Origin of the sequence: Halobellus litoreus, from assembly GCF_024464595.1 — an archaeon.
GTDB classification, from domain to species: domain Archaea; phylum Halobacteriota; class Halobacteria; order Halobacteriales; family Haloferacaceae; genus Haloquadratum; species Haloquadratum litoreum.
In genome coordinates, this window is record NZ_JANHAW010000002.1 from 431,771 (window position 1) to 454,499 (window position 22,729).

Annotated in this window: 25 protein-coding genes; 14 read left to right on the forward strand and 11 right to left on the reverse strand. The window is 63.2% G+C overall.

Annotated features, from left to right (window positions below; genetic code table 11):
• Nucleotides 1-325: 325 nt before the first annotated feature.
• The 3 genes from NO360_RS09655 (at nucleotide 326) to NO360_RS09665 (ending at nucleotide 2,385) form a co-directional block, all read left to right on the forward strand.
• The gene (locus tag NO360_RS09655; RefSeq protein ID WP_256307596.1) at nucleotides 326-910 is read left to right on the forward strand and encodes a DUF7344 domain-containing protein; all 585 of its coding nucleotides are present in this window, start codon (nucleotides 326-328) and stop codon (nucleotides 908-910) included.
• Nucleotides 907-1,797 (forward strand): hypothetical protein, encoded by an 891-nt coding sequence (locus NO360_RS09660; RefSeq protein ID WP_256307597.1) that lies wholly within the window; start codon nucleotides 907-909, stop codon nucleotides 1,795-1,797. The genes NO360_RS09655 and NO360_RS09660 overlap by 4 nt, the downstream gene beginning before the upstream one ends.
• A gap of 210 nt (nucleotides 1,798-2,007) precedes the next feature.
• The gene (locus NO360_RS09665; RefSeq protein ID WP_256307598.1) at nucleotides 2,008-2,385 is read left to right on the forward strand and encodes a winged helix-turn-helix transcriptional regulator; all 378 of its coding nucleotides are present in this window, start codon (nucleotides 2,008-2,010) and stop codon (nucleotides 2,383-2,385) included.
• A gap of 77 nt (nucleotides 2,386-2,462) precedes the next feature.
• Here NO360_RS09665 and NO360_RS09670 read toward each other — a convergent pair whose 3' ends face one another.
• Entirely contained in the window at nucleotides 2,463-3,182 is a 720-nt protein-coding gene (locus NO360_RS09670; RefSeq protein ID WP_256307599.1) for an NAD(P)H-hydrate epimerase, read from the reverse strand.
• A 272-nt stretch (nucleotides 3,183-3,454) separates the two neighbouring features.
• Between NO360_RS09670 and NO360_RS09675 the strand changes: the two genes are divergently transcribed.
• From NO360_RS09675 to NO360_RS09685, 3 genes are all read left to right on the forward strand, one after another.
• Nucleotides 3,455-5,050 carry an ATP-binding protein gene (locus tag NO360_RS09675; protein ID WP_256307600.1) on the forward strand — a complete coding sequence of 532 codons (1,596 nt, stop codon included), beginning with the start codon at nucleotides 3,455-3,457 and terminating at the stop codon, nucleotides 5,048-5,050.
• Nucleotides 5,051-5,129: 79 nt separating this feature from the next.
• Nucleotides 5,130-6,275, forward strand: a complete 1,146-nt coding sequence (locus NO360_RS09680; protein WP_256307601.1) for a DUF3179 domain-containing protein — start codon at nucleotides 5,130-5,132, stop codon at nucleotides 6,273-6,275.
• Complete coding sequence (locus NO360_RS09685; RefSeq protein ID WP_256307602.1) at nucleotides 6,268-6,888, forward strand: hypothetical protein; 621 nt, start codon at nucleotides 6,268-6,270, stop codon at nucleotides 6,886-6,888. The genes NO360_RS09680 and NO360_RS09685 overlap by 8 nt, the downstream gene beginning before the upstream one ends.
• A 35-nt stretch (nucleotides 6,889-6,923) precedes the next feature.
• On the opposite strand, the gene NO360_RS09690 is transcribed toward NO360_RS09685, so the two are convergent.
• The 3 genes from NO360_RS09690 to NO360_RS09700 form a co-directional block, all read right to left on the reverse strand.
• Nucleotides 6,924-7,607 (reverse strand): haloacid dehalogenase type II, encoded by a 684-nt coding sequence (locus NO360_RS09690; RefSeq protein ID WP_256307603.1) that lies wholly within the window; start codon nucleotides 7,605-7,607, stop codon nucleotides 6,924-6,926.
• 99 nt (nucleotides 7,608-7,706) lie between these two features.
• A complete protein-coding gene (locus NO360_RS09695; RefSeq protein WP_256307604.1) occupies nucleotides 7,707-7,985 on the reverse strand; it encodes a helix-turn-helix domain-containing protein in 279 nt (92 codons plus the stop codon).
• A gap of 291 nt (nucleotides 7,986-8,276) precedes the next feature.
• Nucleotides 8,277-9,299 carry a succinylglutamate desuccinylase/aspartoacylase family protein gene (locus tag NO360_RS09700; RefSeq protein WP_256307605.1) on the reverse strand — a complete coding sequence of 341 codons (1,023 nt, stop codon included), beginning with the start codon at nucleotides 9,297-9,299 and terminating at the stop codon, nucleotides 8,277-8,279.
• A gap of 111 nt (nucleotides 9,300-9,410) precedes the next feature.
• On the opposite strand from NO360_RS09700, the gene NO360_RS09705 reads away from it, so the two are divergent.
• From NO360_RS09705 to NO360_RS09715, 3 genes are all read left to right on the forward strand, one after another.
• Entirely contained in the window at nucleotides 9,411-10,793 is a 1,383-nt protein-coding gene (locus NO360_RS09705; RefSeq protein WP_256307606.1) for a RimK family alpha-L-glutamate ligase, read from the forward strand.
• Nucleotides 10,794-10,937: 144 nt separating this feature from the next.
• On the forward strand, nucleotides 10,938-11,198 hold the full coding sequence (locus tag NO360_RS09710) for a hypothetical protein (protein ID WP_256307607.1): 261 nt from the start codon (nucleotides 10,938-10,940) through the stop codon (nucleotides 11,196-11,198).
• Nucleotides 11,199-11,263: 65 nt separating this feature from the next.
• Nucleotides 11,264-11,860, forward strand: a complete 597-nt coding sequence (locus NO360_RS09715; protein WP_256307608.1) for a helix-turn-helix domain-containing protein — start codon at nucleotides 11,264-11,266, stop codon at nucleotides 11,858-11,860.
• A 21-nt stretch (nucleotides 11,861-11,881) separates the two neighbouring features.
• On the opposite strand, the gene NO360_RS09720 is transcribed toward NO360_RS09715, so the two are convergent.
• On the reverse strand, nucleotides 11,882-12,871 hold the full coding sequence (locus tag NO360_RS09720) for a sulfite exporter TauE/SafE family protein (RefSeq protein WP_256307609.1): 990 nt from the start codon (nucleotides 12,869-12,871) through the stop codon (nucleotides 11,882-11,884).
• An 83-nt stretch (nucleotides 12,872-12,954) separates the two neighbouring features.
• On the reverse strand, nucleotides 12,955-13,380 hold the full coding sequence (locus NO360_RS09725; RefSeq protein ID WP_256307610.1) for a hypothetical protein: 426 nt from the start codon (nucleotides 13,378-13,380) through the stop codon (nucleotides 12,955-12,957).
• 217 nt (nucleotides 13,381-13,597) lie between these two features.
• Here NO360_RS09725 and NO360_RS09730 point away from each other — a divergent pair, with 217 nt between their 5' ends.
• The gene (locus NO360_RS09730; RefSeq protein WP_256307611.1) at nucleotides 13,598-14,095 is read left to right on the forward strand and encodes a redoxin domain-containing protein; all 498 of its coding nucleotides are present in this window, start codon (nucleotides 13,598-13,600) and stop codon (nucleotides 14,093-14,095) included.
• Between the two features lie 39 nt (nucleotides 14,096-14,134).
• Here the strand turns inward: NO360_RS09730 and NO360_RS09735 are convergent, their stop codons facing one another.
• From NO360_RS09735 to NO360_RS09745, 3 genes are all read right to left on the reverse strand, one after another.
• The gene (locus NO360_RS09735; protein ID WP_256307612.1) at nucleotides 14,135-15,376 is read right to left on the reverse strand and encodes a methyl-accepting chemotaxis protein; all 1,242 of its coding nucleotides are present in this window, start codon (nucleotides 15,374-15,376) and stop codon (nucleotides 14,135-14,137) included.
• A 77-nt stretch (nucleotides 15,377-15,453) separates the two neighbouring features.
• Nucleotides 15,454-15,699 (reverse strand): glutathione S-transferase N-terminal domain-containing protein, encoded by a 246-nt coding sequence (locus tag NO360_RS09740; protein ID WP_256307613.1) that lies wholly within the window; start codon nucleotides 15,697-15,699, stop codon nucleotides 15,454-15,456.
• Nucleotides 15,700-16,084: 385 nt separating this feature from the next.
• Nucleotides 16,085-17,287 (reverse strand): OsmC family protein, encoded by a 1,203-nt coding sequence (locus NO360_RS09745; RefSeq protein WP_256307614.1) that lies wholly within the window; start codon nucleotides 17,285-17,287, stop codon nucleotides 16,085-16,087.
• Nucleotides 17,288-17,529: 242 nt separating this feature from the next.
• Between NO360_RS09745 and NO360_RS09750 the strand changes: the two genes are divergently transcribed.
• The 4 genes from NO360_RS09750 to NO360_RS09765 all read left to right on the forward strand — a co-directional run bounded on the left by NO360_RS09750 (nucleotide 17,530) and on the right by NO360_RS09765 (nucleotide 20,819).
• On the forward strand, nucleotides 17,530-18,045 hold the full coding sequence (locus NO360_RS09750) for a universal stress protein (protein ID WP_256307615.1): 516 nt from the start codon (nucleotides 17,530-17,532) through the stop codon (nucleotides 18,043-18,045).
• 36 nt (nucleotides 18,046-18,081) lie between these two features.
• Nucleotides 18,082-18,894 carry an IclR family transcriptional regulator gene (locus NO360_RS09755; protein WP_256307616.1) on the forward strand — a complete coding sequence of 271 codons (813 nt, stop codon included), beginning with the start codon at nucleotides 18,082-18,084 and terminating at the stop codon, nucleotides 18,892-18,894.
• Nucleotides 18,895-19,161: 267 nt separating this feature from the next.
• Nucleotides 19,162-19,977, forward strand: a complete 816-nt coding sequence (locus tag NO360_RS09760) for an ABC transporter ATP-binding protein (RefSeq protein ID WP_256307617.1) — start codon at nucleotides 19,162-19,164, stop codon at nucleotides 19,975-19,977.
• Complete coding sequence (locus tag NO360_RS09765) at nucleotides 19,974-20,819, forward strand: ABC transporter permease (RefSeq protein ID WP_256307618.1); 846 nt, start codon at nucleotides 19,974-19,976, stop codon at nucleotides 20,817-20,819. Before NO360_RS09760 ends, NO360_RS09765 begins: the two co-directional genes overlap by 4 nt.
• Before the next feature lie 113 nt (nucleotides 20,820-20,932).
• Here NO360_RS09765 and gcvH read toward each other — a convergent pair whose 3' ends face one another.
• Both gcvH and NO360_RS09775 read right to left on the reverse strand, forming a co-directional pair.
• Nucleotides 20,933-21,316, reverse strand: coding sequence for a glycine cleavage system protein GcvH (gene gcvH / locus NO360_RS09770; RefSeq protein ID WP_256307619.1), 384 nt, complete (start codon nucleotides 21,314-21,316; stop codon nucleotides 20,933-20,935).
• A gap of 137 nt (nucleotides 21,317-21,453) precedes the next feature.
• Nucleotides 21,454-22,650 (reverse strand): OsmC family protein, encoded by a 1,197-nt coding sequence (locus NO360_RS09775; protein ID WP_256307620.1) that lies wholly within the window; start codon nucleotides 22,648-22,650, stop codon nucleotides 21,454-21,456.
• Nucleotides 22,651-22,729: the final 79 nt, after the last annotated feature.

Genomic DNA, 22,729 nt, shown 5'->3' on the forward strand with positions numbered 1-22,729 from the left:
CTCGATGGATAGCGGGCACGCCTCGATGCACCGAAGGGTTGCCTCGTTGCCGGTATCAGGATGGCCCTGAAAACGTTATAGTCGCCGCCTATAGGTCTTCAGGGTGTTGCTTCGGTGGATAGAGCGATCTGGAGACAAGAGTAGCGATCTCGGCGGATCTTCAGCATACCCCTTCGCGACTGGTAGAAGACCACTATTCATATCAGAAAAATTAACCAGACTGGTAAACTATCCAACCGCTTTATGGCAACTCGTCACACATACCGAATCGAACGTGCCGGCCGGGGGTGGGGACCCACCGGCGAACAACGGGAGGATCACAGGAATGTCATCTACAATGGCCACAGGCGAACAGTCGACCGTGAGTGGAGGCGCCCTGTCGGAGGACGAGGTCTTCGAGGTGCTGTCGAACCGACGGCGGCGCTACGTCGTGCACGCACTCAAACGAGCGCAAGAACCGATCGAGTTATCGGATCTCTCCAAGCGCGTCACTGCGTGGGAGGTCGACATCGATCCGGGCGAGGTCCGCTACGAGGACCGCCGGAACGTCTACAGCACGCTGCAGCGCACGCACCTCCCGAAGATGGAGGAGAAGAACCTGGTGAGAGTCGACGAGGAGGAGAACGTCGTCCGACCGACGCCGAAACTGGAGGACCTGGACATCTACGTCGAGGTGCTGCAGAGCCAGGAGATCCCGTGGAGCCTCTACTACGTCGGACTCGCGGGCGTCACGACGGCCCTCCTGCTCGCGGTGGCGGCGGGGACCCCGGGGCTCGGAGCGCTCAGTCCGATCGACGTCGGGGCCTTCACCGTCACCGCCTTCGGAATGTCGTCGCTCGTCCAGTACGTCGTCGGCCAGCGGACACGGCTCGGAACGTCCGAACGACCGCCGGAACTCGAACAGGTATGAGACGGCTCACCCGAGGATCGTCGACGCGACGTTCGAGCGTGCTCCGGACGCTGTGCCTCGTGCTCGCGCTCGCGGCGGTCGCCGGACTCGCGTTCGGCACTGCCGGGTTTTCGGCGATGAGCGCCGACCGCGGCCTCGCGGTCAACGTGACCGACGACGAGACCGCGTACCTCGGGTACGAGCCGGTTGCGGACGACGTCCAGGGCGGAGAGCCCACCGCCGTCGTCGAGTACCGCAACCAGTTCGCCGAGGACCTCGGGGAGTTCCGCGTCAACGTCTCGATGGTGGATCCGGCGGACACCGAAGCGGCGATCCGGACCGTCGACGCTCCCGACCGTCTCGATGAAGGCGCAGCGAGCGCTGTCGACGTGACCCTCGGCTGTCCTGTCGAGGAGGATGTCACGCTCCTGTTCGACGCCGACGGGAGCGGCGGGGGAGTGAGCGTGTCGGTCGACCGCGTGCACACGGTCACGTGCGTTCCGGGCGGCCCCACCGTGACCGGAGTCAAATTCAGCGGTGCCGGGAACGCGCAGGTCGAGACCCGAGAGGCCGACGGGGAGGTCTCCGCACGGGTGTGGGTCGCGGAAAAACCACCGCAGGACGCGGTGACGGAACTCTCGAAGGTCACGCTCGACACCGCGGAGAAACTCGATACCGGTGCGCCGGTGCGTTCGCAGATCGACCCGCCCCCGAAGAACTGGACCATCGTCGCCGTCGAGTTCCCCGACGCGGGCGTCGCGTACCTCCATCCGGAGTGGAACGCCGGCGTCTACGACGCGCCGCGGTCGGGGAGCGGCGTCGCGTACGGGGACCTCCCGTTGACCGAGGACGTCCTGTTGCGAGCGTCCGCCACTGACGGCGAGGTCGTCGTTGCATCATCTCGATAGTGACGTCGATTTCTTTGCCGAACCGGTCGCCGAGACGTCGCCAGAGATCCGTCAGCGACGCGTGAGTCAACCGCGGCGAACTACTTACAGCGATAACCGTTCAAAACCCAGACCGAACAGCGGCGTTCGAGCCGTGTTCGATTCCGATCACTACTAGTAACCGGATTACGATACGTAACTATTACGTGATCTCGGTTCCCATACCCTCGCATGTCGAAACGCGATGAAACGTCCGACGCCGACGTGAAACTCGAGGTGTGGTGTGCGGGCGAGGAGTGGTGTCCGGTGACGACGACCTCGTCGCTCATCGGAAAGAAGTGGCACCCGGTGATCATCCACCGGCTCTTGGAGTACGGCCCCAGCGGGTTCAACGAACTCAAGACGAACGTCGACGGCATCTCGAGTAAGGTCCTCTCGGACAGCCTCGACGACCTCGGCGAGAAACAGCTCGTCGACAGGGAGATCATCAGCGAGAAGCCGGTTCGGGTCCAGTATTCGCTCACCGATCACGGACGCTCGCTCGAACCGGTGATCTACGCGATGCGGGACTGGGGGCTCGAACACCTGACAGAACCGTCCGAAGAGTGAGCGCGCTCCGGGGCGGTGCGGACGCGTCCGAAGGATGAGGCCGGGTCGCGTGTCGTCGGCGAACGGGGCGGTTCGGATCAGGAAGCCAGTTTCACCCACCACGCACGTCCGAAGGGGTTGACGTACTCGATGTCGAGCCGCCGATACACCGTTCGCGGGATCCCGATGTCCGCGAGAAAGAGCGGTTCGCTCCGGCCTCTGAGACCGGTTTTCGGCAGCGCCAGCGTGACCGTGCGGGACGGATCGACCGCGACGCCCAGCTTGTCCCCGGTCGTCGCGTCGATACCGGAGGGCACGTCGAGTGAGACCACCGGAGCGCCGCGCCCGTTCACCGCCCGAATCAGCGCCGCCGCCGGGTCGCGGACTCGCCCCGTGAGTCCGTATCCGATGAGGGCGTCGACGACGACGCTGACCGATTCGGCCCCGGAGACGGCACCGGAACCCACGCCGGCCGTGATACCCATTCGCTCGAGAATACGGTACTGGTGGGCTGCGGCCCCGGTCAACTCCTCGGGTTCGCGATCGAGGACGAGCGAGACGTCGACGTCGTGGTTCGCGAGGTGGCGAGCACAGGCCAACCCGCCGCCACCGTTGCCGCCGTTGCCGGCGACCACGAGCGCCGAGTCACTGTCGACCTCGAAAACGTGCGCGGCGAGCGTTCGACCCGCGTTCTCCATCATCTGGCGGAGTTCGATCCCGACTTCGTCGACGGCGACGCGGTCGACGCGTCGCATGGTCTCCGCGGACACCGCTGGGACGCCGACGTCGGCGGGCGTGTGAAACCGTTCCGTTGCCATACTGGTGGTTCGAACCGCAGCCAGTAAACCGCTGTGTGGATCGTGTCTGCCGCGAAGGAGTTCCGCGGGCGTTCGACCGGCCGGCGGGTGTTCCTCGGCGCGCTCGGCCAGTCTCGATTCGGGCGCTCGTCGACGGGGTCGCTCCTCCCGGATCCGTCGGTGTCGTCACCGGCCCTGAGGTCGGCCGATCCGATGAACGTGATACTGCGCCCGGGTGGTCGGATCGAAATACCGGAGTAGAGTTATACGTACGCTCGGAGACGTCTCCCAGAGTGAGAGTCTCTCAGCGCGTACAGTACGGCGGCCTCGTGGTAGCGCTCTCCGGGTTCGGAATCACGCGCCTGTTCGTCGCCGAGGCGGTACGGATCGAGACCGCGGTGCCGTTCCTGCTGGCCGGTATGGTCCCGCTCGTGGCGGGACTCGCGCTGACTGTCTACGGCGTCACGCTCGCCATCGGGCCGTTCTCGGCCGAGTACGCGGACACGGTCGCCCGCTGGCACGTGCTCGGCGTCGGCGGGATGGTGGTCGTCTTCGGGGTGACGGCCGCGGATCAGTTCGTCCGCAGTGGCGGGGTCGGATTTATGTACCAGTCGCCGTTGCTCGTGGGCAACGTCCTCCTGGGTGGGGCCATCGGCGGAACGCTGACCGGCATTCGCTCGGGGCGGACGGTCCGGCAGCGACAGGAGATTCGCCGGTCGGCAAACCGGGCGCTGCTCGTAAACCGGCTGCTCAAGCACGAGGTCCTCAACGCGATCACGATCATCGACGGCCACGCCGACCTCCTGGACGCGAGTAGCGACGGTCGGTCCGAATCGCTGGGCGCGATCCAGCGGGCGGTGATGCGGATCAAATCGACGATCCGGGACGTCGGTACGATAGCGAGAGAGGGGACCCCATCGAAGCGAATCGACTTCGAGGAGGTGGTCCGCGACGTGGTCGACGAGCTCGAAGCGGAGTTCGGCGCCGACGTCGCCCTCGCCGTTCGCGGCGGCGACGCAGCCATCGACGCCGACGACCGCCTCGCGCTCGTCGTGCGCGAACTGCTCGAAAACGCGATCGTTCACGGCGGGGACGACGTGGCCGTCGAACTGAGCAGCACGCCCCACACGGTCCGGTTGTCGATCGCGGACGACGGTCCTAGGCTTCCCGAGGGCCAACGAACGCTGCTGGAAGACGGTGAGTTCCCCGAGTACGACGATCCCGCCACGGGTTTCGGACATCAGGTCGCCCGTCTGTTCGTGGTTCAGTTCGGCGGGACGATCCGCGTTCGGGAGAGACCGGAGCGTGATGCCGGTACCGGGGGAGACACCGAGACTGGAACCGGCACCGACACCGAGACTGGAACCGACGCCCACACCGGAACCGAAATCACGGTGCTGCTCCCGCGGAGCGGGCAGCGCGAGGTGACCGTCGAGACGGTGGGCCTCTCCTTTCCGAATCTCACGCAGGCGATCGTCGGCGGGGTCCTCGGCGGCCTCGGAATGGGGGTCTTCGTTCACCTATCGACGGGAGTGCTCCCGGTCATCGGCTCGCTGTACGGCCTCGGGAGTCCGCTCGTCGGGTGGATAACGCATCTGTTCCACAGCGCGGTTTTCGGGCTCGTATTCGCCGCCATCAACGCGGCGCCCCGAATCGACCGGTTCGCAGCGGGACCGCTTCGCTCCGGGCTGCTGGGACTGGCGTGGGGAACCGTCCTCTGGTTCGGGGCGGCGGGCATCGTGATGCCGGTCTGGCTGTCGCTGCTCGGCGTCCCGACGACGGTTCCGAACCTCTCGCTGAACGGATTCGTCGGACACGCGCTCTGGGGGACGACACTGGGCGTCACATACTGGGGCATCGGAACCCTCGACGTGACCGAGCGTCCGTGACGCCCGCGGGTTTCCGACCCGCCTGGGTTACCTCCGGGTTAGGGAGCGCTTTTGCCGTTCTACGACGAATACGAGGGTAATGACGCGACTCGTTACTCGTCGAGCCGTTCTCGCCGGCGTCGGAGTCGCATCGCTCGCCGGTTGCCTGGGCGGAAGACGCTCCGGCGGCTCGACCGATGCCGACGAGCGATCGCCGACCGGGTCGTCCGAGGACGAGACGGAGCCGTCCGAGGGATCGAGCGCGGGGAGATCGGGCCCGCCGACGCGGGACGACCGACTCCCCCTCCCGATGGAGCCCTCGGCGCTCCGAGACGAGGCGGTGTCCGGCGGCCCGCCGAAGGACGGCATCCCGGCGATCGAGGAGCCGAAGTTCGTCTCGGTCGAGTCGGCGTCGGCGAACCTCGACCCCGGCGACCCGGTGTTCGGGGTCGCGACGGGGGCCGAGCGGAAAGCGTACCCCCAATCGATACTGGTCGCCCACGAGATCTGTAACGACGTCGTCGACGGGACGCCCGTGAGCGTCACCTACTGTCCCCTGACGGGCACGGCGATGGGGTTCGAACGCGGCGAGACCACCTTTGGCGTCTCGGGACGGCTGGTGAACAACAACCTGATTATGTACGATCGCGGCACGGAGACGTGGTGGCCGCAGGTGCTCTCCACCGCGATTCCGGGACCGTGGAACGAGGAGCCGGAGATCCGGTCGCTCCGCGAGTTCCGGGTCGTCTGGACGACGTGGGAGCGGTGGACGAACGCGTACCCAGACACCCGAGTCCTCTCGCGTGACACCGGCTTCGCGAAGAACTACAGTCGAGACCCGTACGGGTCGTACAACCCGCGGGCTGGCTACTACGCGCCGAACGCGCGACCGATGTTCCCCGCGCTCTCGGAGGACGACCGCCTGGAGCCGAAGCGAGTCGTGATCGGAGCCCGAGCGCCCGACGGAGCGGTCGCCTTCGGGAAGGACCGGCTCAGGGAGGCGAAACTCCTCCGGGGCGAACTCGGGGGCACGCCGGTCGTCGCGGCCTACGAACCGACACTCGACACGGGGTACGTCTTCCGGAACCCCGACGAGGAGGCGTTCGAGTACCGCGGCGGTCGGGTCGTCGACAGCGCCGGCGACACCCACGATCCGGACGCGCTCCCCCTGGACCGTGTCCTCGCGTTCGACGCGATGTGGTTCGCCTGGAGCGGGTTTTACCCGGAGACGACACTGTATGCCTGAAACCGATCGATTCCGCAGGGAGACGGACGAGGCCGGCGCGCTCGCCCGGACGGCCGCCGCCCTGGAAGCCGCAGCGGAGCGGTGGGACTCCCGGGCGGTCTTCCTCGGGGCCGGCGGCGCCTACCTCCTCCTGTATCTCGTCACGGTCGGCGATCTGTCGGTCGCGAGCGGCGGGGCGGGTGACCTCTCGGTTCGGACCGTCGACGACCTCTCGCGGGCGTTCGTCAGCCTCGGATTCTTCCGGTTCGACGCCGTCGCCGTCGTGTCGGCCGGGCCGCTCACGTACTTGTTCTCGCCGCTCAATCTCCTGGTTACGGTCGTCCTGTCGACGCTCGTGGGGGCGAACTTCGCGCTCTCGTACCTCGGCGTCGTTCAGCCGCGGGCCTGCGGCTTGGAGAGTTCGACCGGCGTCCTGGCGGGCGTTCCGGCGCTGTTGTCCGGCGCGGCGTGCTGCGGCCCCACGATACTGCTCGTGATCGGCGTCCAGGCGAGCGCCACGGTCATCACGGGCTTTCAGTTCCTGGTTCCGGTCGCGATCGCGATGCTGGTCGGTGGACTACTGCTCGTCGGGCGGCAGGTCGATCCCGAACTGCTTGCCGGCGGCGGACGTTGATCGGTCCCGGCGTTCGCAGGCATTCACTCCCGCCATCAGACGCCCAGGGCGTCAGCCAGTTCGTAGAGGGAATCGACCGTGCGGTCCGGGTCGCCGTCGAACGGTTCCCAGGGCGTCCCCTTGCGATCGACCCAGACGCCCTGCATCCCGGCGTGTTTCGCACCCATCACGTCGAACCAGCCCGCGGTGACGTGGGCGATCTCTCCGATCGGCGTGCCCGTCCGCGCAGCGGCGTGCCGGTAGATCTCGCTGTCGGGTTTGAACGTCCGGACCTCGTCGGCGCTGATCGTGTCTTCGATCAGGTCGCCGATGTCGGCGTGTTCGACCATCGACGCCAACATATCGGGGTCCCCGTTCGAGACCACGTAGCAGTCGTACCCGCCGTCGCGGAGCCGTCCGATTCCGTCGCGGACGTCGTCGAACACGTCGAGTTCGTGGTAGACGGCCAGAATCTCGTCGCGCTGGGCGGCCGAGATCTCCTCGTCGTGGGCGTCGAGCGCGTACTGAAGCGCGTCGCGGTTCATCTCGTAGAACGGCTGGTAGGCGTCGACGTGGCTGGCGACGAACGTGTACTCGATCGACCGCGTCCGCCACAACTTCGAGACCGGCTCGGGGTCTTCGACGCGGTCGGCCAGCGCCTGTTCGGCCGCGTCCACGTCCACGAGAGTGCTGTACGAGTCGAACGTGACTGTCGTCACCGCGTCGGGATCGAACGTCATCGGCGACACTACGGCGGGCGGGCTGATAGAACTCGGCACTCCGCGCCCGGCCCCGGACGCCTCCGAATGGTCGCCTGGCTCGGTGCTCTTGGGACAGGATCACTGCGGTTCCGAGCCGTCTCCGGTCTCAGCGGCGAGCGAATACACTCGCTGTCTCGCGTCGATGAACGAAATGCGCGACGTGACGAGACCGCTCTCTTCGAGCTGTGTCAATCCGTACCGAACTGTTCGCGTCGGCAACAACGTCGACGCGGCGAGTTGCGCCTGCGTGAGATCGCCCTCGTATTCGAGGGTCTTCGCGACCAGCTTCGCGCTCGGAGGCATCTCCCGCAGCGCAGCGGGATGTTCGGAAGCCGTGACCGGAGGACGTCCGCTCATTAGGAGTTCACTCTCCGGGCGACGAGTTAACGCCACGTCGACTATGCGACCCGACTACACAAGCGATCCGCGCTGTCGTCGATCTTCGATCAGCCTCGCCTGACGTCTCTGGTCACGACAGAAATATAAAATAAAGTTGTATATACTAATTTTGTTATCAGTAGTACTAAACGCTATGCAGTACAAATATTAAAAATACTAGTAGAGATGTAATAATCTGTATAGTATATTTTTTTAATATTTTATTCCGACAACCTCCCGCCCGACGTCCGGCTGGGTTCCCCACAGAGATCACTCGTGGCGAGCGCCGGTCCGCTCTTCGATGATCCGCTCCTGCATTTCGTCGATTTTGATGAGGTGACAGAGCGGGTTTCCGGGGTAGACGACGGGGTTTTCGAGAACCCCGACGAGGAGTCCCGTGAACGGCGCTTCGACGGTCGTCTCCGCCGTTTTGAAGGGGTTCGTGATCCGACAGACGGTCGCACCATCTCGAACCAGGTCGCCCCGGTCGTGGAGCATCTCGACGATGCCGCCGGCGTCGGCCCGTAGCCACGTCTTCTCTTCCCAGCCCTCGACGACGGTGCGCCACCCCGGCCAGCGGACGGTCTCCTGCTGATAGATACCGTACTCGGCGAACACGCTTCGTACGCCTTCGAGGGCGTGGTCGATGAGCCCCCGCTCGAAGCGGTGGGCTTCGCCCATTTCGAGGGTGATAGTGGGGATGCCGTCGTCCGTCGCCTCGCGACGAAGCATCCCGGCGGATCCCTCCCCCGCGATGATGAGATTCGTTCCGAACGCCCGAGCGAGTCTGGCGGCCTCCGGGTCCGTCATATCGGCCCGAACGTGGAACATATTTGTTCGCCCTCGGGTCGAGGTGTGGAAGTCGAGGCCGAAATCACAGGGCTCGATGAAGTTGTGATAGATCGTGTACGCGATGCGGTTGGAACTCGTGCTGTCTCGTTTCCCCGGGAAGGCCCTGTTCAGATCCCGTTCGTAGATCGGTAAGTACCGCTCCTGTGCCACGAACCCCTGCACGTTCAGTACGGGGAGGCAGACGATGGTCCCGCAGACGTCGCTGTGAGTCCACTCCTGTGCGACTTCCCGCACGACTTCGATACCGTTGAGTTCGTCACCGTGAATCGCCGCGGAGAGAAACGCCGTGGGACCGGGGCGCGGTCCGTTGATTATCGTGACCGGAATCCGAACCGGATCGCCGAGGTACGTCTCGCTCACCGGATAGCGGAGTTCCTCCGTTGTTCCCGGTTCGACCCGTCCACCCTCGTACGTGAACGTCTCGGATTCAGTGTCGGTCATCGCTATCCCAACGGTTTGGGAGCGGATTAAATCAGTAATGCGCGTGTAACTATTTTGCACGCTCACCGAGTTGCTAATACGTTGTCCCGACAACACGAAAGAGAATTCCCGATGACCGCCGCTACTGGTTCCACAGAGCGGGAGGGAGCGACGAACCGGCGTCAGTCGGCGGCTGGTGACCCAGACGAAACCGTCTCCGAAACGCGACGAGTCGGCGTGCTGAGCCTGCACAACAGCAAGGAGACCAAGGCGATTCTGAACGCCGTCCGAGAATTGGGGCACGAACCGGTCTGGGTCCGGAACGAGAACGTCACGTCGCAGATCCGCGACGGGCGCTTTCGGCTCTCACCCCGCGTGGACGTGCTCGTCAATCGGATGTTGCTCACGAAAAGCGAGTCGCGGTTCGAGGACCTCCAACTCGCGTTGCTGTACGAGGAGACGACTCCCGTCGTGAACCCGCCGCTGGCGGTCGCGAACACGATTCACAAGTACCGAGCCGCGGCGAAACTCGCTGCCGCGGGGCTCCTGGTGCCGGACGCCTACTTCGGACGGTCGCCTCGCACCGTCGAGGCGTGGCCCGAGCACCTTCCCGGCGATGCAGTCCACAAGCACACAGTCGGGACGAACGGGCGGCTGATGTCTGTCGTCTCGCCGGGCGATCCGGTCAGTCCGATGATCGCCAACCGTCGCGCGTTCCTCCAGGAGTTCCTGGACTGTTCGGACGACCGACCGTCGGACGTGCGGGTGTACGTCGTCGGCGACACGGTCGTCGGAGCGATGCGCCGGCACGCCCCCGAGGACGACTGGCGGACGAACGTCGCGCTCGGCGGCGACGTGGAAGACGTCACCGATGGGCTCGGCCGGGAACCCCGACGGCTCGCCACGGAGGCGACGGCCGTGCTCGATCTGGACCTCGCCGGAGTCGACCTGCTGTCTGTCGACGACGACTGGTACATCCTCGAACTCAACGCCACTGCCGGGTTCAAAGGCCTCTTCGATGCGACCGGCGTCTCGATGGCACCGCACATCGCCCGGTTGGCGATCGAACGCGCCGGCGGAAGCGTCGACGCCGCACGGGTGCGGGATCTCGAATCGACGCTCGACGATTCGGTCCCCGACTGCAAGCCGCCGCTCGCCGAGCGGGGGACGGACGACGTCCTCGGATACACGACGCAGATACGTATCAACGGCCACGGCGGATCCGAAGCGGTGGTCGCCAAGTCCGACACGGGAGCGAGGCGAACGAGCATCGACACCGACCTCGCGGGCCGGATCGGCGCCGGTCCGCTCGTCGGGACCACGCAAGTGCGGTCGGGGATCGGAAGGGATTCCGAAACCCGCGCCCTCGTCGACGTCGACCTGCGTCTCAACGGACGGTGGCGACCCGTCACGGCCAGCGTCACTGACCGGTCGGAGATGCGGTATCCGGTCCTTCTCGGACGCGACGTCCTGGAGTCGTACACGCTCGACGTCAGCCGAACGGTGGAGGAGTAACCGCTGTGATCAGAGACAGACCCCTGCGCAGCTATCGACCCGATAGATCGCTGTTGCCGGCACTCGTCGTCGGGAGCGTCCGGTGATGTCAGGGCCGGGAGGACCGAGGCCAGCCGAACACGACGAGGAACGGGTGTTCCTTCTGTGAGACGGCGAGCTGTCCTGGAGCGCCTCGCAGCGACGAGCGACGCCCGGGCGCGGGAGACGACGACCGTCGGCGCGCTCGCCTCTGATCTCGAGGCTGACGAGAGAGCGGTCGAAGCTCACCTGAACGCGTTGATTGCCTGCGCACTGGCGCGACGGGACGCCACGGGGAAAGTGAGGGTGACGATCACCGGCGAGGAGTTCCTGGAACTCGATTTCGGTGACGGGGTGGTCGTCGACGCCGCTCCGACCGACCACTGAAAACGATGGGGGTGGTTTTAATCCGAACCGCGCGTAGTTCGTATCCAAATGGAACGGGATCGCTGATGTCTGGAACCGACGCGAACCAGTCGACGGAGGACGCCGAGGAAGTGCAGTACGACCCCGCGTCCAGTCGGTACAACCTGTACGAGTGCCCAGACTGCGACAACGTCGTCCTCGCGCTGGGGCGGGACGAACCGCCGATGGCCTGTCACGGGAAGCCGATGGAGCGGGTGACCGACGTGGAGATGAGTATCAAACCGCCGGACGTCAAGCAGGTGCTACTGCAGGCGTTCGGCCTGCCGAAGGCCGGGTTAGATATCTGCCTGTGCGTCATCGGGGAGGGGCCGCTCTCGGCGAGCGAAGTCGCCGACTCTCTCGGGTACGACCGCAGCACGATCACCCGCTATCTCAATAAACTCGTGGATCTGGGCCTCCTCAAGCGGTCCGAACTGAACCGCGAGGGAGGCGGGATCATCAACGTGTACCACTCGGTCGACCTCGAACGGATGCGACGCGAGACGCTGATCGGATTCTACATCTGGGCCGGCGAGGCGGCCGCCCTCATCGAAGACGCGAACGTGACGAAACAGGATTACCTCGATGAGAACCCCGACAGGGAGCTGCCTGACGTCTTCTGGGACTCGTTCCGCGAGGACTGACCGCCGTCGGGGAACGAGGGCTCAAACGAGCAGTTCGCTGCCCAGCACGATCACGCCCACGACCGCAAACACCACGCCCAAAACGGGTTCCATTATCTCGCTCGGCACGTGTTTTCCCACTCTGGTTCCGACGGTCCCACCGATCAGGACGCCGGGGATCGACCACGCCACGACGTACCAGACGGGGGTGGCAGCCAGCGCGTGGACGGCGGCACCGGCGATAGCAGCGATCCCGAGCACGAACACGCTCGTCGCGATGGCGACGCGCGGCGGGAGCCGACACCGGACGATCAGTTGCGTGGTCGTGATCTCGGGGAGGCCGGCGCTTATGAGTCCCGTGATGAATCCGCCGGCGGTCGCCAGGCCGATCCCAGGCGGACGCCAACAGGTGTCGTATATGAACGTTTCGCCGTCCGTCGCTTCGATGGTGGTCTGCCCGCGACCGGTGTTCTTCCGCTTGAGATACTCGCCTTCGCCCTCGCCGGGCACGCACTCGTCGGGTGGGTCGTAGTAGACGAGGAAAGCACCGAGGACGAGAAGCCCTGCCCCGAACGCGAGCGTTAGCAGCGTCGTCGGAAGGTAGTGGGCGGCGAACGCACCCGCGACGACCGCCGGGACCGCACCGAGGAGCAGCCACTTCGCCGTGGCGTAGTCGACGACTCGTTGTCGGACGTAGTTCAGCAGCCCGTTCCCCATCCCGAACACCTCCGTTAGTAGTCCGGCACCGATGGCCTGGGAGGGCGAGAGCCCGACGACCAACATAAAGAACGGACTGAAAAACAGCGCCCCGGAGACGCCCGAGGAGAGCGCGACGAGCGAAAAGAGGATCGACGCGGGGAACACCCACCAGTGAGCGATAAACTGGTCGACCGGGAACCCCGCCGGGACGGAGAGAGATTGCAGCGCCCCGGACGGGACGCCGATCCCGGCCGAGACGCCTGCGAGCGACGCGGCCAGCAGTCCGAAGATGAATACGCCTCCGCCGAGTACCGGGATTCGATTCCTATTCATAACGGATGTAATTCGTCATACTCGAGGGTGTCTTCGATGAAACTGTCGTCGTCGCGCGAAACGCGGTTGGCGATCGCGCCCCGTCACGCGATGATGCCGGTCCCGAGGAATGCGCCGAGGACCAGGCCGTAGACAACGTGGACCGTCGCGAACATCACCATCATATCACGGTCGGGCTCCATTCTCAGTACCGTCCGCATCCAGAACATCATCCCGCCGATCATCAGAACGATCCCGTAGACGACGCCGAGGCCGATCGCGACGCCGATAGACCCGAAGCCGAGACCGATCAGGGGAGCGCCGACCGCGAAGACAGCGCCGGCGACGACGCCGTAGATCAGGTGCAACACCATTCCGGGCATCGCGTAATCTTCGGGCTCACCCCCCGCGACTTTCGCGACGAGTCCCGCCGTCGGCGGCGGGCCACCGTCGCCCATCATCATCATACCGACCGTCATCACGATCGTTGCAACGAGACCCCCTGCCAACCCGGCGATAACTGATGCCATCGTACGACTCGACAGACGCGGTACTGCTATTAAATCACGACGCGGTTGTGGAACGACGTTACACACTCCCGAGAAGCTCTAAACTGCCGTCCTGTCCGTGGAAACCCGATATTTTATGTTATACGGTCTCACACTCGGGCCTGTCGATGGTAGCAGAAGTGGACTTCGCGAGCAAGGATCGCCGAATTGCCAGCGAGATACCGTTCGGGTGGGGCCGATGATCGAGCCCGGAGCCACGGCTCCCGACTTCGAGCTGCCGGGAGCGGACCCCTCGGGCGAGGGGAAGGCGGTCACCGACTACCGTCTGAGCGACACGCTCCGGAACGGGCCCACCCTCATCAACTTATACCTCTTCGATTTCCATCCCGGGTGTACGGAGAACCTGTGCGACCTCCACGACCTCGAGTGGTTCGATCTCAACGAATCGGTCACTGCCTTCGGGATCTCGTCGGACGGGTCGTTCAGCCACCGCGCGTTCTCGAACCAAGAGCAGTTGGGGTACGCCCTGCTCTCCGATACCGACGGCAGCGTCGCCGAGTCCTACGACGTCCTGTACGACGAGTTCGAGGGCCACAGCCGTATCGCGAAGCGCTCAGTGTTCGTCGTCGATTCGGATCGAACCGTCAGGTACGCCTGGAGTACGGACGATCCGAGCCAGCAACCGAACTGGACGGCCGTCGAAGAAGCACTCCGGAACCTCGGTGTGATCGCGTGAACCGTCGGCGACAGTTCCGACGTGAGGGGGCGACCCGGGCTATTGGTCGGTCTCCCCCTCGGGCAGCGTCGTTTCGAGCTTCCGCAGGAGGCTCTGGTTGTGCTCTTTGATCTGATTGGCCTCCTCTAGGATCATCTCGGACTTCCGGCTCGCTTCGTCCGTCATCATCGCCAACTCTTCTGTGCTCTGCGCCTGCTGACCGGTCGCGGTGGCGATTTCGTCCATACTGATCGAGAGGCGGCCAGTCACGTCTTCGATCCGCTCGAACGTATCCACGGACTGTGATACCTCTCGTCGTCCGGCCTCGGTCTGTTCAGACACCCCTTGGACGTCTTCGGCCACCTGGTCGGTCGCGTCGGTTACCGTCTCCACCAACCCTCGGATCCGCTCAGCCTCGTCTCTGCTATCCTCCGCGAGCGTTTTCACTTCCTCGGCGACCACGGCGAACCCCTCGCCGCCTTCGACGCGGGCCGCTTCGATGGAGGCGTTGATCGCGAGCACATCCGTCTGATCCGCGATGTCGTTGATCGTCTCGACGAACCGATCGATGTCGTCGATGTGGTCCGATAGCGTCTCGATGGCTTCTGTCACGCGGGTTGTCCGGGTGTGAATTTCCTCAATTCGGTCACTGAGATCGCGGGCTTTCGTATAGCCGTCCTCGGCCAGCGACGCCGCTCGATCGCTCTGGTCGTTAATCTCGTCGGTCGAGGCCGCGATCTCCTCGACGGCCGCGCTGATGTCTCCCACCTCCTGGCTCAGTTCGTTCATATTCGACGACTGCTGTTCGGTGAGCGATTCGATTTCGGTCGATCGCTCGGTGACTCGTGTCGCCTGTGTGTGGATCTCGGAGGCCGCTTCCTGCGAGACTCCAGAGTCGTTCGGGGGTCGGCTTTGGCGGGCGAATGCGGCAGCGATCCGGGTGCTGTCTCGTGCGGTTATCCGCTGTATCCGACCAGATGCCTGGCGTGATTTCCGTCTGTCGACAGCCTCTAAGAGGGCTGACTGTAGTTCCGCGAGTAGGACTGTGAGGCCATCGGACGTGAGGCCACGTTCGGCACAGCGCCGTGCGAACTCCGTTATCTCTCCGTCTTCTCCTCCGGGAAATACCGACGTGACGTACGTGACGCAGAGGTCCGTGAGGGCTTCCCGCGAGACGTCGCAGGTCTCGACGAGCGTCTCGGGGACCGCCTCTGCGACCAACGATCCCGTTTCCTTCGCCTCGTCGGGCAGGAGCGCATACAGTTCGTCTCGGTTCGTATCGATGGGCATAGTCTGATCCATTAGGATTGCACGGTCCCCGTTCCGCGCCAGTTCGCCTCGGTACGGCGAGAGGGAGCAGTCGGTACGGCGGCTGGCGGTTAGCTGTACGTCCGTTCGAGATGCGAGACGATTTCGTCGCTATCGGAGAGCCAACCGCCGTCCAGTTTCGGATCGAAGAGAACCGGGACGCCGCGTTGCCCGGTCAGTTCGTGCAATTCGTCGCGGTCGGTGTGCTTATCCGGAACCAGTGTCTCGTCGTAAGGCAGATCCAGTTCGGCGAGTTTGTCGCGGACTCGCTTCGAGTACGGACAGTCGCGTCGGTCGTACAGTTCTAAATCGGTCATAGCACTTCGCCGTACACCGATACCGATATTAGTGATTCTCCGGGTGTGTAGCTCGGTTACACACCCCGGCTCGCGAACCTACTGCAACGACTATCGATCGTCTTCGTTACTTCAGCAAAATATCCTAATCTCACTACTTATTCCGGATTTAGGATTAGAATATAAAATAATAGTAGTATAACTAGAAATCCAATTATACAACTTTTACGGAGTAAATTTATATTATTATCTAATTTATCGGTTAAAAAATTGTCTTCATAATCTAAAAAGGAATAATCTATTTTCTTTTTGCCCTTATTAGTATTATAAATTCTAACTATATGTGGTAGAAAATAAAATTCCTCGCTCCCTGAAACCTTGCCGCGCTCACCGAACCTCGACACAACTACGTTTTGACGACAGCGACCTCCGGAGCGGCCAGGTCCGTCCGACAGAGCGCGTGCAGGAAGCAGGTCTGTTCCGACATATCCAGGATCTCGCGGGCCGACGACGCCGACTCGTCGGCGTCGAGAAACACGTGTGTTTCGACGGGTTCGGCTTCCCCGGGTGTCTCCCCGTTCTCCCGGGCACCGAAGGAGAAGTGGGTGTCCTGGACGATCCGGTAGGAGCCGAGTGCTTTGTTCACGATGTCGGCGTACCGACCAATCTGGGTCATAAAGCAGAAGCCCAGCCCCGCAGCAACGTACGCCATCGCGGACGGGGCTCGTCCCTGACCGCCGTGTCCCGACGGTTCGTCCGAACGGAGTTCGAACACCGTCCCGATGGGACTGAACAGTTTCACCTCGACGGTTTTGGTGCCCTCGTCGTCGAGCGTACACATTCCCCGGACGTGGAGAACGCGGTCTTGATCCGCTTCGAGACTGGAGCCGCTGCCGCTGGTGTACTTCTCTTCGGCGTCCGGTAGAGGCTCGGTCGTCCGGCCGGTTCGGTAGATGATCGGTCGGTCCTGCGCGTCAGCGTCGTAGACGAGGTCGTCGAAAACGCTCGCGGGGTCCTCTACCGACTCGTCCCCGAGGTCGTCACCGTCTTCGATCGGGACGGCCTCGCCGTTCAATCGCAGGGTGAACGCGCTGTTCAGGACGCTGGTCATCAGTCCATTGACGGGCGAGGTCCGGGTCGCCGTCTCGACGAGTTCCCGGAGCGTCGACTCCTCGGCGTCCGAATCGACTTCGACGGAGAGTTCGACGGGTAACGCGCCCCCCGTCATCGTCCCGCGAAGGGCCGACCCGTTCATCGTGTAGTAGTTGTCCTGAACCAGCGTGACGTCGTCGACGTCGATTCCGCGCTCCTCGGCCAGAGCCAACAGCTCGTTGGCGAAGGAACTCACCATCCCGGTCGTCATAAACGCCAGCGGTGCGGGTGCGACGTCGTCGCCGTCTAGATATTCGCCCTCGTCGCTGACGAGTCGCCACGTCTTCCCGGACACGGAGTCGGTAACCAGCGCCTCCTTTTGCATTCCGGATATCGAGCGCACCAGGGTGCGCTGCGCCTGTCCGAGTCGTACAGAGGGCGGATCCACTAGGGCCGAAACCGGGTCTTCGACTTCGAAACCGAGCGGGTATCCGAGTTCTTGGAGTGACGAGGTCATTGGAAACGTCTCTCACGCCGATTTGATCGGCTGAATAAATAAATGCTTGCGTCAGGTGGGCGACGAGTCGATCACGCAGGTCCGCAACGACCGGCGATCACGGAATCGTCGACCCGAACGACAGTCGCAGTTGCGACTGGCGACGCGTGCGGTCGCACGCCGCCTGGCGCTCGCAGGTGTGAGTTCGTTGACCGTGACTCCGGGGGTGCACTCTTTTGTACTGCGTCCCCGAAGCCGAAGGTATGTCCGTTCTCGCAGCGGTGGACGGCGAACAGGCCCCCGACGGCGTCGTGCGCGTCGCCGCCGACATCGCAACCCAGTACGGCGACGAACTCGTCGTCGCACACGTGATGCTCCCGGAAACCTACGAGGAGCGGAACAGCGGGCGAAACGCGACGGAATTCGGGCTTACAACGGCTGGGGAAACGGGCTACGGACCGGTAGGGTCGGAGTCGTCGTACTCCGTCGACGAGGCCCAGCGTGACGCCAAAGGAGTGGCACGGGACGTCACCGAGGAGACCCTCGACGACGTCCCCGAGACTGTGACACACGTCGGACGCGTGGGAGAACCGGTGACGGAAGTCCTCGATCTGGCCGAAGAGCACCAACCGCGGTATCTCGTGATCGGCGGGCGGCGACGCACGCCCGTCGGAAAGGCGGTGTTCGGAAGTAGCACGCAGTCGTTCCTGCTCAACGCTTCGCTGCCGGTCGTGACGGTACTCCCGGAAGAGGATCGAAATCCGAACCGGGATGCCTGACAAACGCTTTTTAGGACGTGAGTGCTCTGTCGACCTATGACGGAGCAAACCGGTCCCCGACAGGTTCAGTCGGTTTCCCGGGCCTGCGAGATTCTGGCCTATCTCAAGGAGAACGGGGCGTGTCACCTGACTCGTATCGCCGAGGACCTCGATCAGACGCCGGGGACGGTGCACACGTATCTCTCGACACTCCGCACCGCCGGGTTCGTTCAGAAGGAGCAACAAAAGTACAACCTCGGCCTCGCGTTCGTCCCGTACAGCAAACGGATCAAAGGCCAAACTCCTCTCTACAAAGCCGGGAAAAACGAAACCGATCGGCTCGCCCACAAGTACGACGCCGTCTCGCATCTGACGAAGGAGTTCGACGGGCAGATCGTCACGCTCCACGAGATCTCCGGGGAGGAGGCAGTCGGAAAGAAGCTTCACACGGAAAAACAGGAACGGCCTTGGTTCCGTATTCACTGCACGGCGGCCGGGAAAGCGATCCTCGCTCATCTGCCTGAAGAGCGGGTCAACTCCATCCTGACGCAACGAGACCTCCCCGCGTACACGTCCCACACGATCACGGACCCCGAGGAACTTCTCGAAGATCTTCAAGCGATCAGAGACCGCGGGTACTCTGTCAACGACCAGGAGTCGATGTACGGGAACCGAGGTTTTGCGGCCCCGATACTGCTCGATTCCGGAACCCTCGTCGGAGCGATCAGTATCTCAGGACCCGCCAACAGCTGGAAGGACGAACTGTTCACAGACGAACTCCCCGAGGCCGTTATGCGCTCGGCTAACAACATCGAGATCAACCTCTCGACCGAGTCCAGAAACCGTACCGGCGGGCAGTTCACCGGCTGAAATCCGGAGCATATCCGACGTCCTCACACGACTGACGACCTTGTGATCTCGGCGAATCCAGACGAAGCGTGGTAAACCATCCGTAACCCCGTATTTTATTTATTATACTGTTGTGGGACTCAGTATGTCGTGCGTCAACAGCTATCTATCGGCGGTGGTCCCGTCAGGCGACCCCTCGCCTCGATACAGGTGCCACCACCGGTGTCGGGTCCCAGACGGTATCGAAGAGGTACGACCGCGGTTCCCGCGTAGGGCGTCCATCCGAGTATGAGCACGAGACAAGCCCCAGACACCGAAACGGCGATTTCGGCGAAGAGTCTCGGAAAGGTGTACCGAGGCGAGCATCAGAGCGTCACAGCGCTCAAAGAGCTATCATTTTCGGTGTCAAGGGGAGAGTTTTTTAGCGTCGTCGGACCGTCCGGGTGCGGGAAATCGACGCTGCTCAGGATCATCGCCCGTCTCATCGACGCGACGACCGGGGACTTCGAGGTCAACAGTCGAGAGGGGAGCCGTCCGGAGAACTCGGTCGTGTTCCAAGAACACGCGCTTTTTCCGTGGCGGACCGTCCAGAAGAACGTCGAGTTCGGTCTGGAAATGCGGGGGGTCCCGAAGCAGGAACGGAGTTCCACCGCGCGGGACTACCTCAGGAAAGTCGGCCTCGAGGGGTTCGAGGACCTGTATCCACACCAGCTATCCGGTGGAATGCAACAGCGCGTCAACATCTCTCGTGCCTTCGCGAACGACCCGGAGGTACTGCTTATGGACGAACCGCTCGGTGCCCTCGACGCCCAGACGCGACACGTCCTCCAGGAGGAGCTGCTTCGAATCTGGAACGAAGAGGACAAGACGATCATTTACATCACGCACAGCCTGGAGGAGGCGATTCTGATGAGCGACCGGATCGGGCTTATGACGTCGCGGCCGGGGACGTTGAAGGACGTCTACGAAGTGGATATCCCCCGCCCCCGGACCAACAAGACCCGGAACCGGAGCGATTTCAACGAACTGTATTCGGAACTCTGGGACAGCCTCGAAGACGAAGTACAGGCCAGTATGGAACTCAGGCGGGCAGAATCACAATGAGCGTCGAACACGAAACCGACGACGAGCAGCTCGACAGCAGCGTAGACGCTCGGGGGTCGTCGATCCTCTCGCGACTCCCCCTCACCGAAGAACAGTTGATTTCACTGGGTTCGCCAGTGATGTTCGTGATCCTCTGGGAAGCGACCGTCCAATTCGGATTCCTGCCCGAGGCGTGGTTTCCGGCACCGTCTTCGATCTTCGGCACGCTAATCGAACTGATTCGGAACGGCACACTCGTGGAGAATACGGCCATTACGCTTCGACGACTCCTCGGCGCGTTCCTGCTCGCGGCGGTTCCCGGAATCGTCCTGGGTCTCATAATGGGATTGAACGCGACCTTCAGAGCGATTATGGACCCGCTCGTGTCGATGCTGTATCCGATTCCGAAAATCGCGCTACTACCGCTTATCATCATCATCTTCGGATTCGGCGACCGGAGTATCATCGTCACGGCCAGCATCACCTCGTTCTTCATCATTCTACTCAACACGATGGCGGGCGTGCTCGAAATCGACGACGTGTTGCTCGAAGCGGCGGAGAATTTCCACGCGAGGGGGTTCCAGAAGTTCTACAAAGTGGTCCTCCCGGGCGCGATGCCGCTGATATTCACCGGGCTTCGGCTGGGGTTGGGCCTGGCACTCATCGTGACGATCGCAGCCGAGTTCATCGCCAGCGAATCGGGGCTGGGATACTTCATCCTCAACTCCTGGCAGATCCTCCGCGTCGAGTATATGTTCGCCGGGTTCATCGTCATCGGGGTGATCGGCTCCCTTCTGACGTTGGGGGTCGAGAAACTGGGCGACCACCTGATGCCGTGGCGTGAGACGGATACGATCAGATAACCCTACCGCCGTTCCCAGTAGTCGGGCGATACTGAAAACACCCGGCTCTCGCGCTGCCGTTTCGGGCTGGGACAAACGACAGTCGTCGCCGCAGCGGCAGCTCTCGTACCGCGTCAGTACGTCCGGTCGGCGTACTCTTCGGCGGAGAGCACCCGCTCGTCGGTCGACGCTTCCCCGACATCGAGTTCGATCATCCACCCGTCACCGTACGGGTCGGTGTTGACGAGTTCGGGCTTCGATTCGAGAGTGTCGTTGACGGCCGTGACCGTTCCGGCCACCGGGACGTACAGTTCCGAGAGCGCCTTGATACTCTCTATCACGCCGAACTGCTCGTTCTGCTCGAACGTCGATCCGATCTCGGGAAGTTCGACGAAGACGACGTCACCGAGTTCGTCCTGCGCGAAATCGGTAATCCCGATACGGGCCGTTCCCTCGTCTATTCGCGCCCACTCGTGGGTCTCCAAGTACTGGAGGCTCTCTGGAGTCTCGAACGACATTGCGTTTCCCCGTATGCGTAACTGTATTATAAATCCGTAGGGACACGCTCGTTGCGCCGCTTCAGACTGATTACCCTCACTTTTTACTGCCGAGCGCCACTCGCCGATCGCCGTCCGCTTCAGTCAAGAGGCGAAGCTCAGAGCTGTTCGATGCCGTACTCCTGCGTCAGGTCCGTCCGACAGACCGAGTGTAAAAAACACGTCTGTTCCGACATATCCAGCGTTTCTCGGACGACGTCCTCGTGTTCGTCGGCGTCGATGAAGACCTGGGTCTCGATCGGCTTCGCCGCACCCGATTCCGTAGTCTCCGGATCGCTGGAGCTGAGGTGGCTGTCCTGACAGATCCGGTAGTCGGAGAGGTCTGCGTTCATCGCTTCGGCGTACCGACCGATCTGCGTCATAAAGCAGAAGCCGAGTCCCGCAGCGAGGTAGGTAGTCGCGGGAGGTGCTCGCGTTGGGCCCCCGTGTTCGTCCGGTTCGTCCGACGCGAATTCGAAGACGGTTCCCCGGGGACTGAACAGTTCCTGGCGGACCTCTTTGATCCCGTCACTACGCTTAGTGCAGGTGACACGGACGTGTATGATCCGGTCCTGCTCGTCGGCGAAGCCGGCCGCGTCCTTCTCCGTGTACCGCTCGCTCCCCTCCGGGAGGGGTTCCGTCATCCGACCCGTGTGGCGGATGATCGGTGCCTCCTGTTCGTGATGTGGCCGCTCCAACTTCGCGAACGTCGCTTTGGGGTCGTCATCCGGAGAGCCGTCCAGTTCGGCGACGCCGTCCGGTTCGATCTCTCGCCCGTTGTGCGACAGCGAGAACACACTGTCCCTCTCGCCCGTCAGGAGGCCGTGCGCCGGCGTCGACGTGATCGCCGCCTCGACCAGTTCGCGGACCGTCCCCTCGTCCGCGTCGGCCTGGAGCGAGACATCCAGCGACGGTTTGAGAGCGTTTCCGGTCATCGTCCCGCGGAGCAACGAGCCTTGGAGTCCATAGCGGTTGTCCAACACCAGTTCGACGTCGTCGATGTCGATCCCCCGCTCATCGGCGAGAGCGTGGAGTCGGTGCATATACGAACTAACCATCCCGGTGGCAAAGTGAGCCAACGGGGGCGGTGCCACGTCCGCCCCTCCGAGATACGGGCCCTCGTCGCTGGCGAGACGCCAGACGGTACTCGTTCGACTGTTGGAGACGATCGCCTCCTTTTGCATCTCGGAGAGACTCTGTACGTACGTCCGTTGGGATTCTGCGAGTTCGAGGGGCGGTGGAGAAAGTTCGACCGCGTCGGAGGATTCGACCTCGAAACAGGGGGGCGTGTCCATCGCTGCGAGTGGTGACGTCATAGCTGGTGAGCCTCTGCGTGTCGGCAACACGTTCCCTTCAAAAATACTTTTTCCTTGGTCTTATATACCTGAACTGCCG

Coding starts and splice junctions, on each gene's coding strand:
- NO360_RS09655 (WP_256307596.1), top strand. CDS start 326: ATGTCATCTACAATGGCCACAGGCGAACAGTCGACCGTGAGTGGAGGC.
- NO360_RS09660 (WP_256307597.1), top strand. CDS start 907: ATGAGACGGCTCACCCGAGGATCGTCGACGCGACGTTCGAGCGTGCTC.
- NO360_RS09665 (WP_256307598.1), top strand. CDS start 2,008: ATGTCGAAACGCGATGAAACGTCCGACGCCGACGTGAAACTCGAGGTG.
- NO360_RS09670 (WP_256307599.1), bottom strand. CDS start 3,182: ATGGCAACGGAACGGTTTCACACGCCCGCCGACGTCGGCGTCCCAGCG.
- NO360_RS09680 (WP_256307601.1), top strand. CDS start 5,130: ATGACGCGACTCGTTACTCGTCGAGCCGTTCTCGCCGGCGTCGGAGTC.
- NO360_RS09685 (WP_256307602.1), top strand. CDS start 6,268: ATGCCTGAAACCGATCGATTCCGCAGGGAGACGGACGAGGCCGGCGCG.
- NO360_RS09690 (WP_256307603.1), bottom strand. CDS start 7,607: ATGACGTTCGATCCCGACGCGGTGACGACAGTCACGTTCGACTCGTAC.
- NO360_RS09695 (WP_256307604.1), bottom strand. CDS start 7,985: ATGAGCGGACGTCCTCCGGTCACGGCTTCCGAACATCCCGCTGCGCTG.
- NO360_RS09700 (WP_256307605.1), bottom strand. CDS start 9,299: ATGACCGACACTGAATCCGAGACGTTCACGTACGAGGGTGGACGGGTC.
- NO360_RS09705 (WP_256307606.1), top strand. CDS start 9,411: ATGACCGCCGCTACTGGTTCCACAGAGCGGGAGGGAGCGACGAACCGG.
- NO360_RS09715 (WP_256307608.1), top strand. CDS start 11,264: ATGTCTGGAACCGACGCGAACCAGTCGACGGAGGACGCCGAGGAAGTG.
- NO360_RS09720 (WP_256307609.1), bottom strand. CDS start 12,871: ATGAATAGGAATCGAATCCCGGTACTCGGCGGAGGCGTATTCATCTTC.
- NO360_RS09725 (WP_256307610.1), bottom strand. CDS start 13,380: ATGGCATCAGTTATCGCCGGGTTGGCAGGGGGTCTCGTTGCAACGATC.
- NO360_RS09730 (WP_256307611.1), top strand. CDS start 13,598: ATGATCGAGCCCGGAGCCACGGCTCCCGACTTCGAGCTGCCGGGAGCG.
- NO360_RS09735 (WP_256307612.1), bottom strand. CDS start 15,376: ATGGATCAGACTATGCCCATCGATACGAACCGAGACGAACTGTATGCG.
- NO360_RS09740 (WP_256307613.1), bottom strand. CDS start 15,699: ATGACCGATTTAGAACTGTACGACCGACGCGACTGTCCGTACTCGAAG.
- NO360_RS09745 (WP_256307614.1), bottom strand. CDS start 17,287: ATGACCTCGTCACTCCAAGAACTCGGATACCCGCTCGGTTTCGAAGTC.
- NO360_RS09750 (WP_256307615.1), top strand. CDS start 17,530: ATGTCCGTTCTCGCAGCGGTGGACGGCGAACAGGCCCCCGACGGCGTC.
- NO360_RS09755 (WP_256307616.1), top strand. CDS start 18,082: ATGACGGAGCAAACCGGTCCCCGACAGGTTCAGTCGGTTTCCCGGGCC.
- NO360_RS09760 (WP_256307617.1), top strand. CDS start 19,162: ATGAGCACGAGACAAGCCCCAGACACCGAAACGGCGATTTCGGCGAAG.
- NO360_RS09765 (WP_256307618.1), top strand. CDS start 19,974: ATGAGCGTCGAACACGAAACCGACGACGAGCAGCTCGACAGCAGCGTA.
- gcvH (WP_256307619.1), bottom strand. CDS start 21,316: ATGTCGTTCGAGACTCCAGAGAGCCTCCAGTACTTGGAGACCCACGAG.
- NO360_RS09775 (WP_256307620.1), bottom strand. CDS start 22,650: ATGACGTCACCACTCGCAGCGATGGACACGCCCCCCTGTTTCGAGGTC.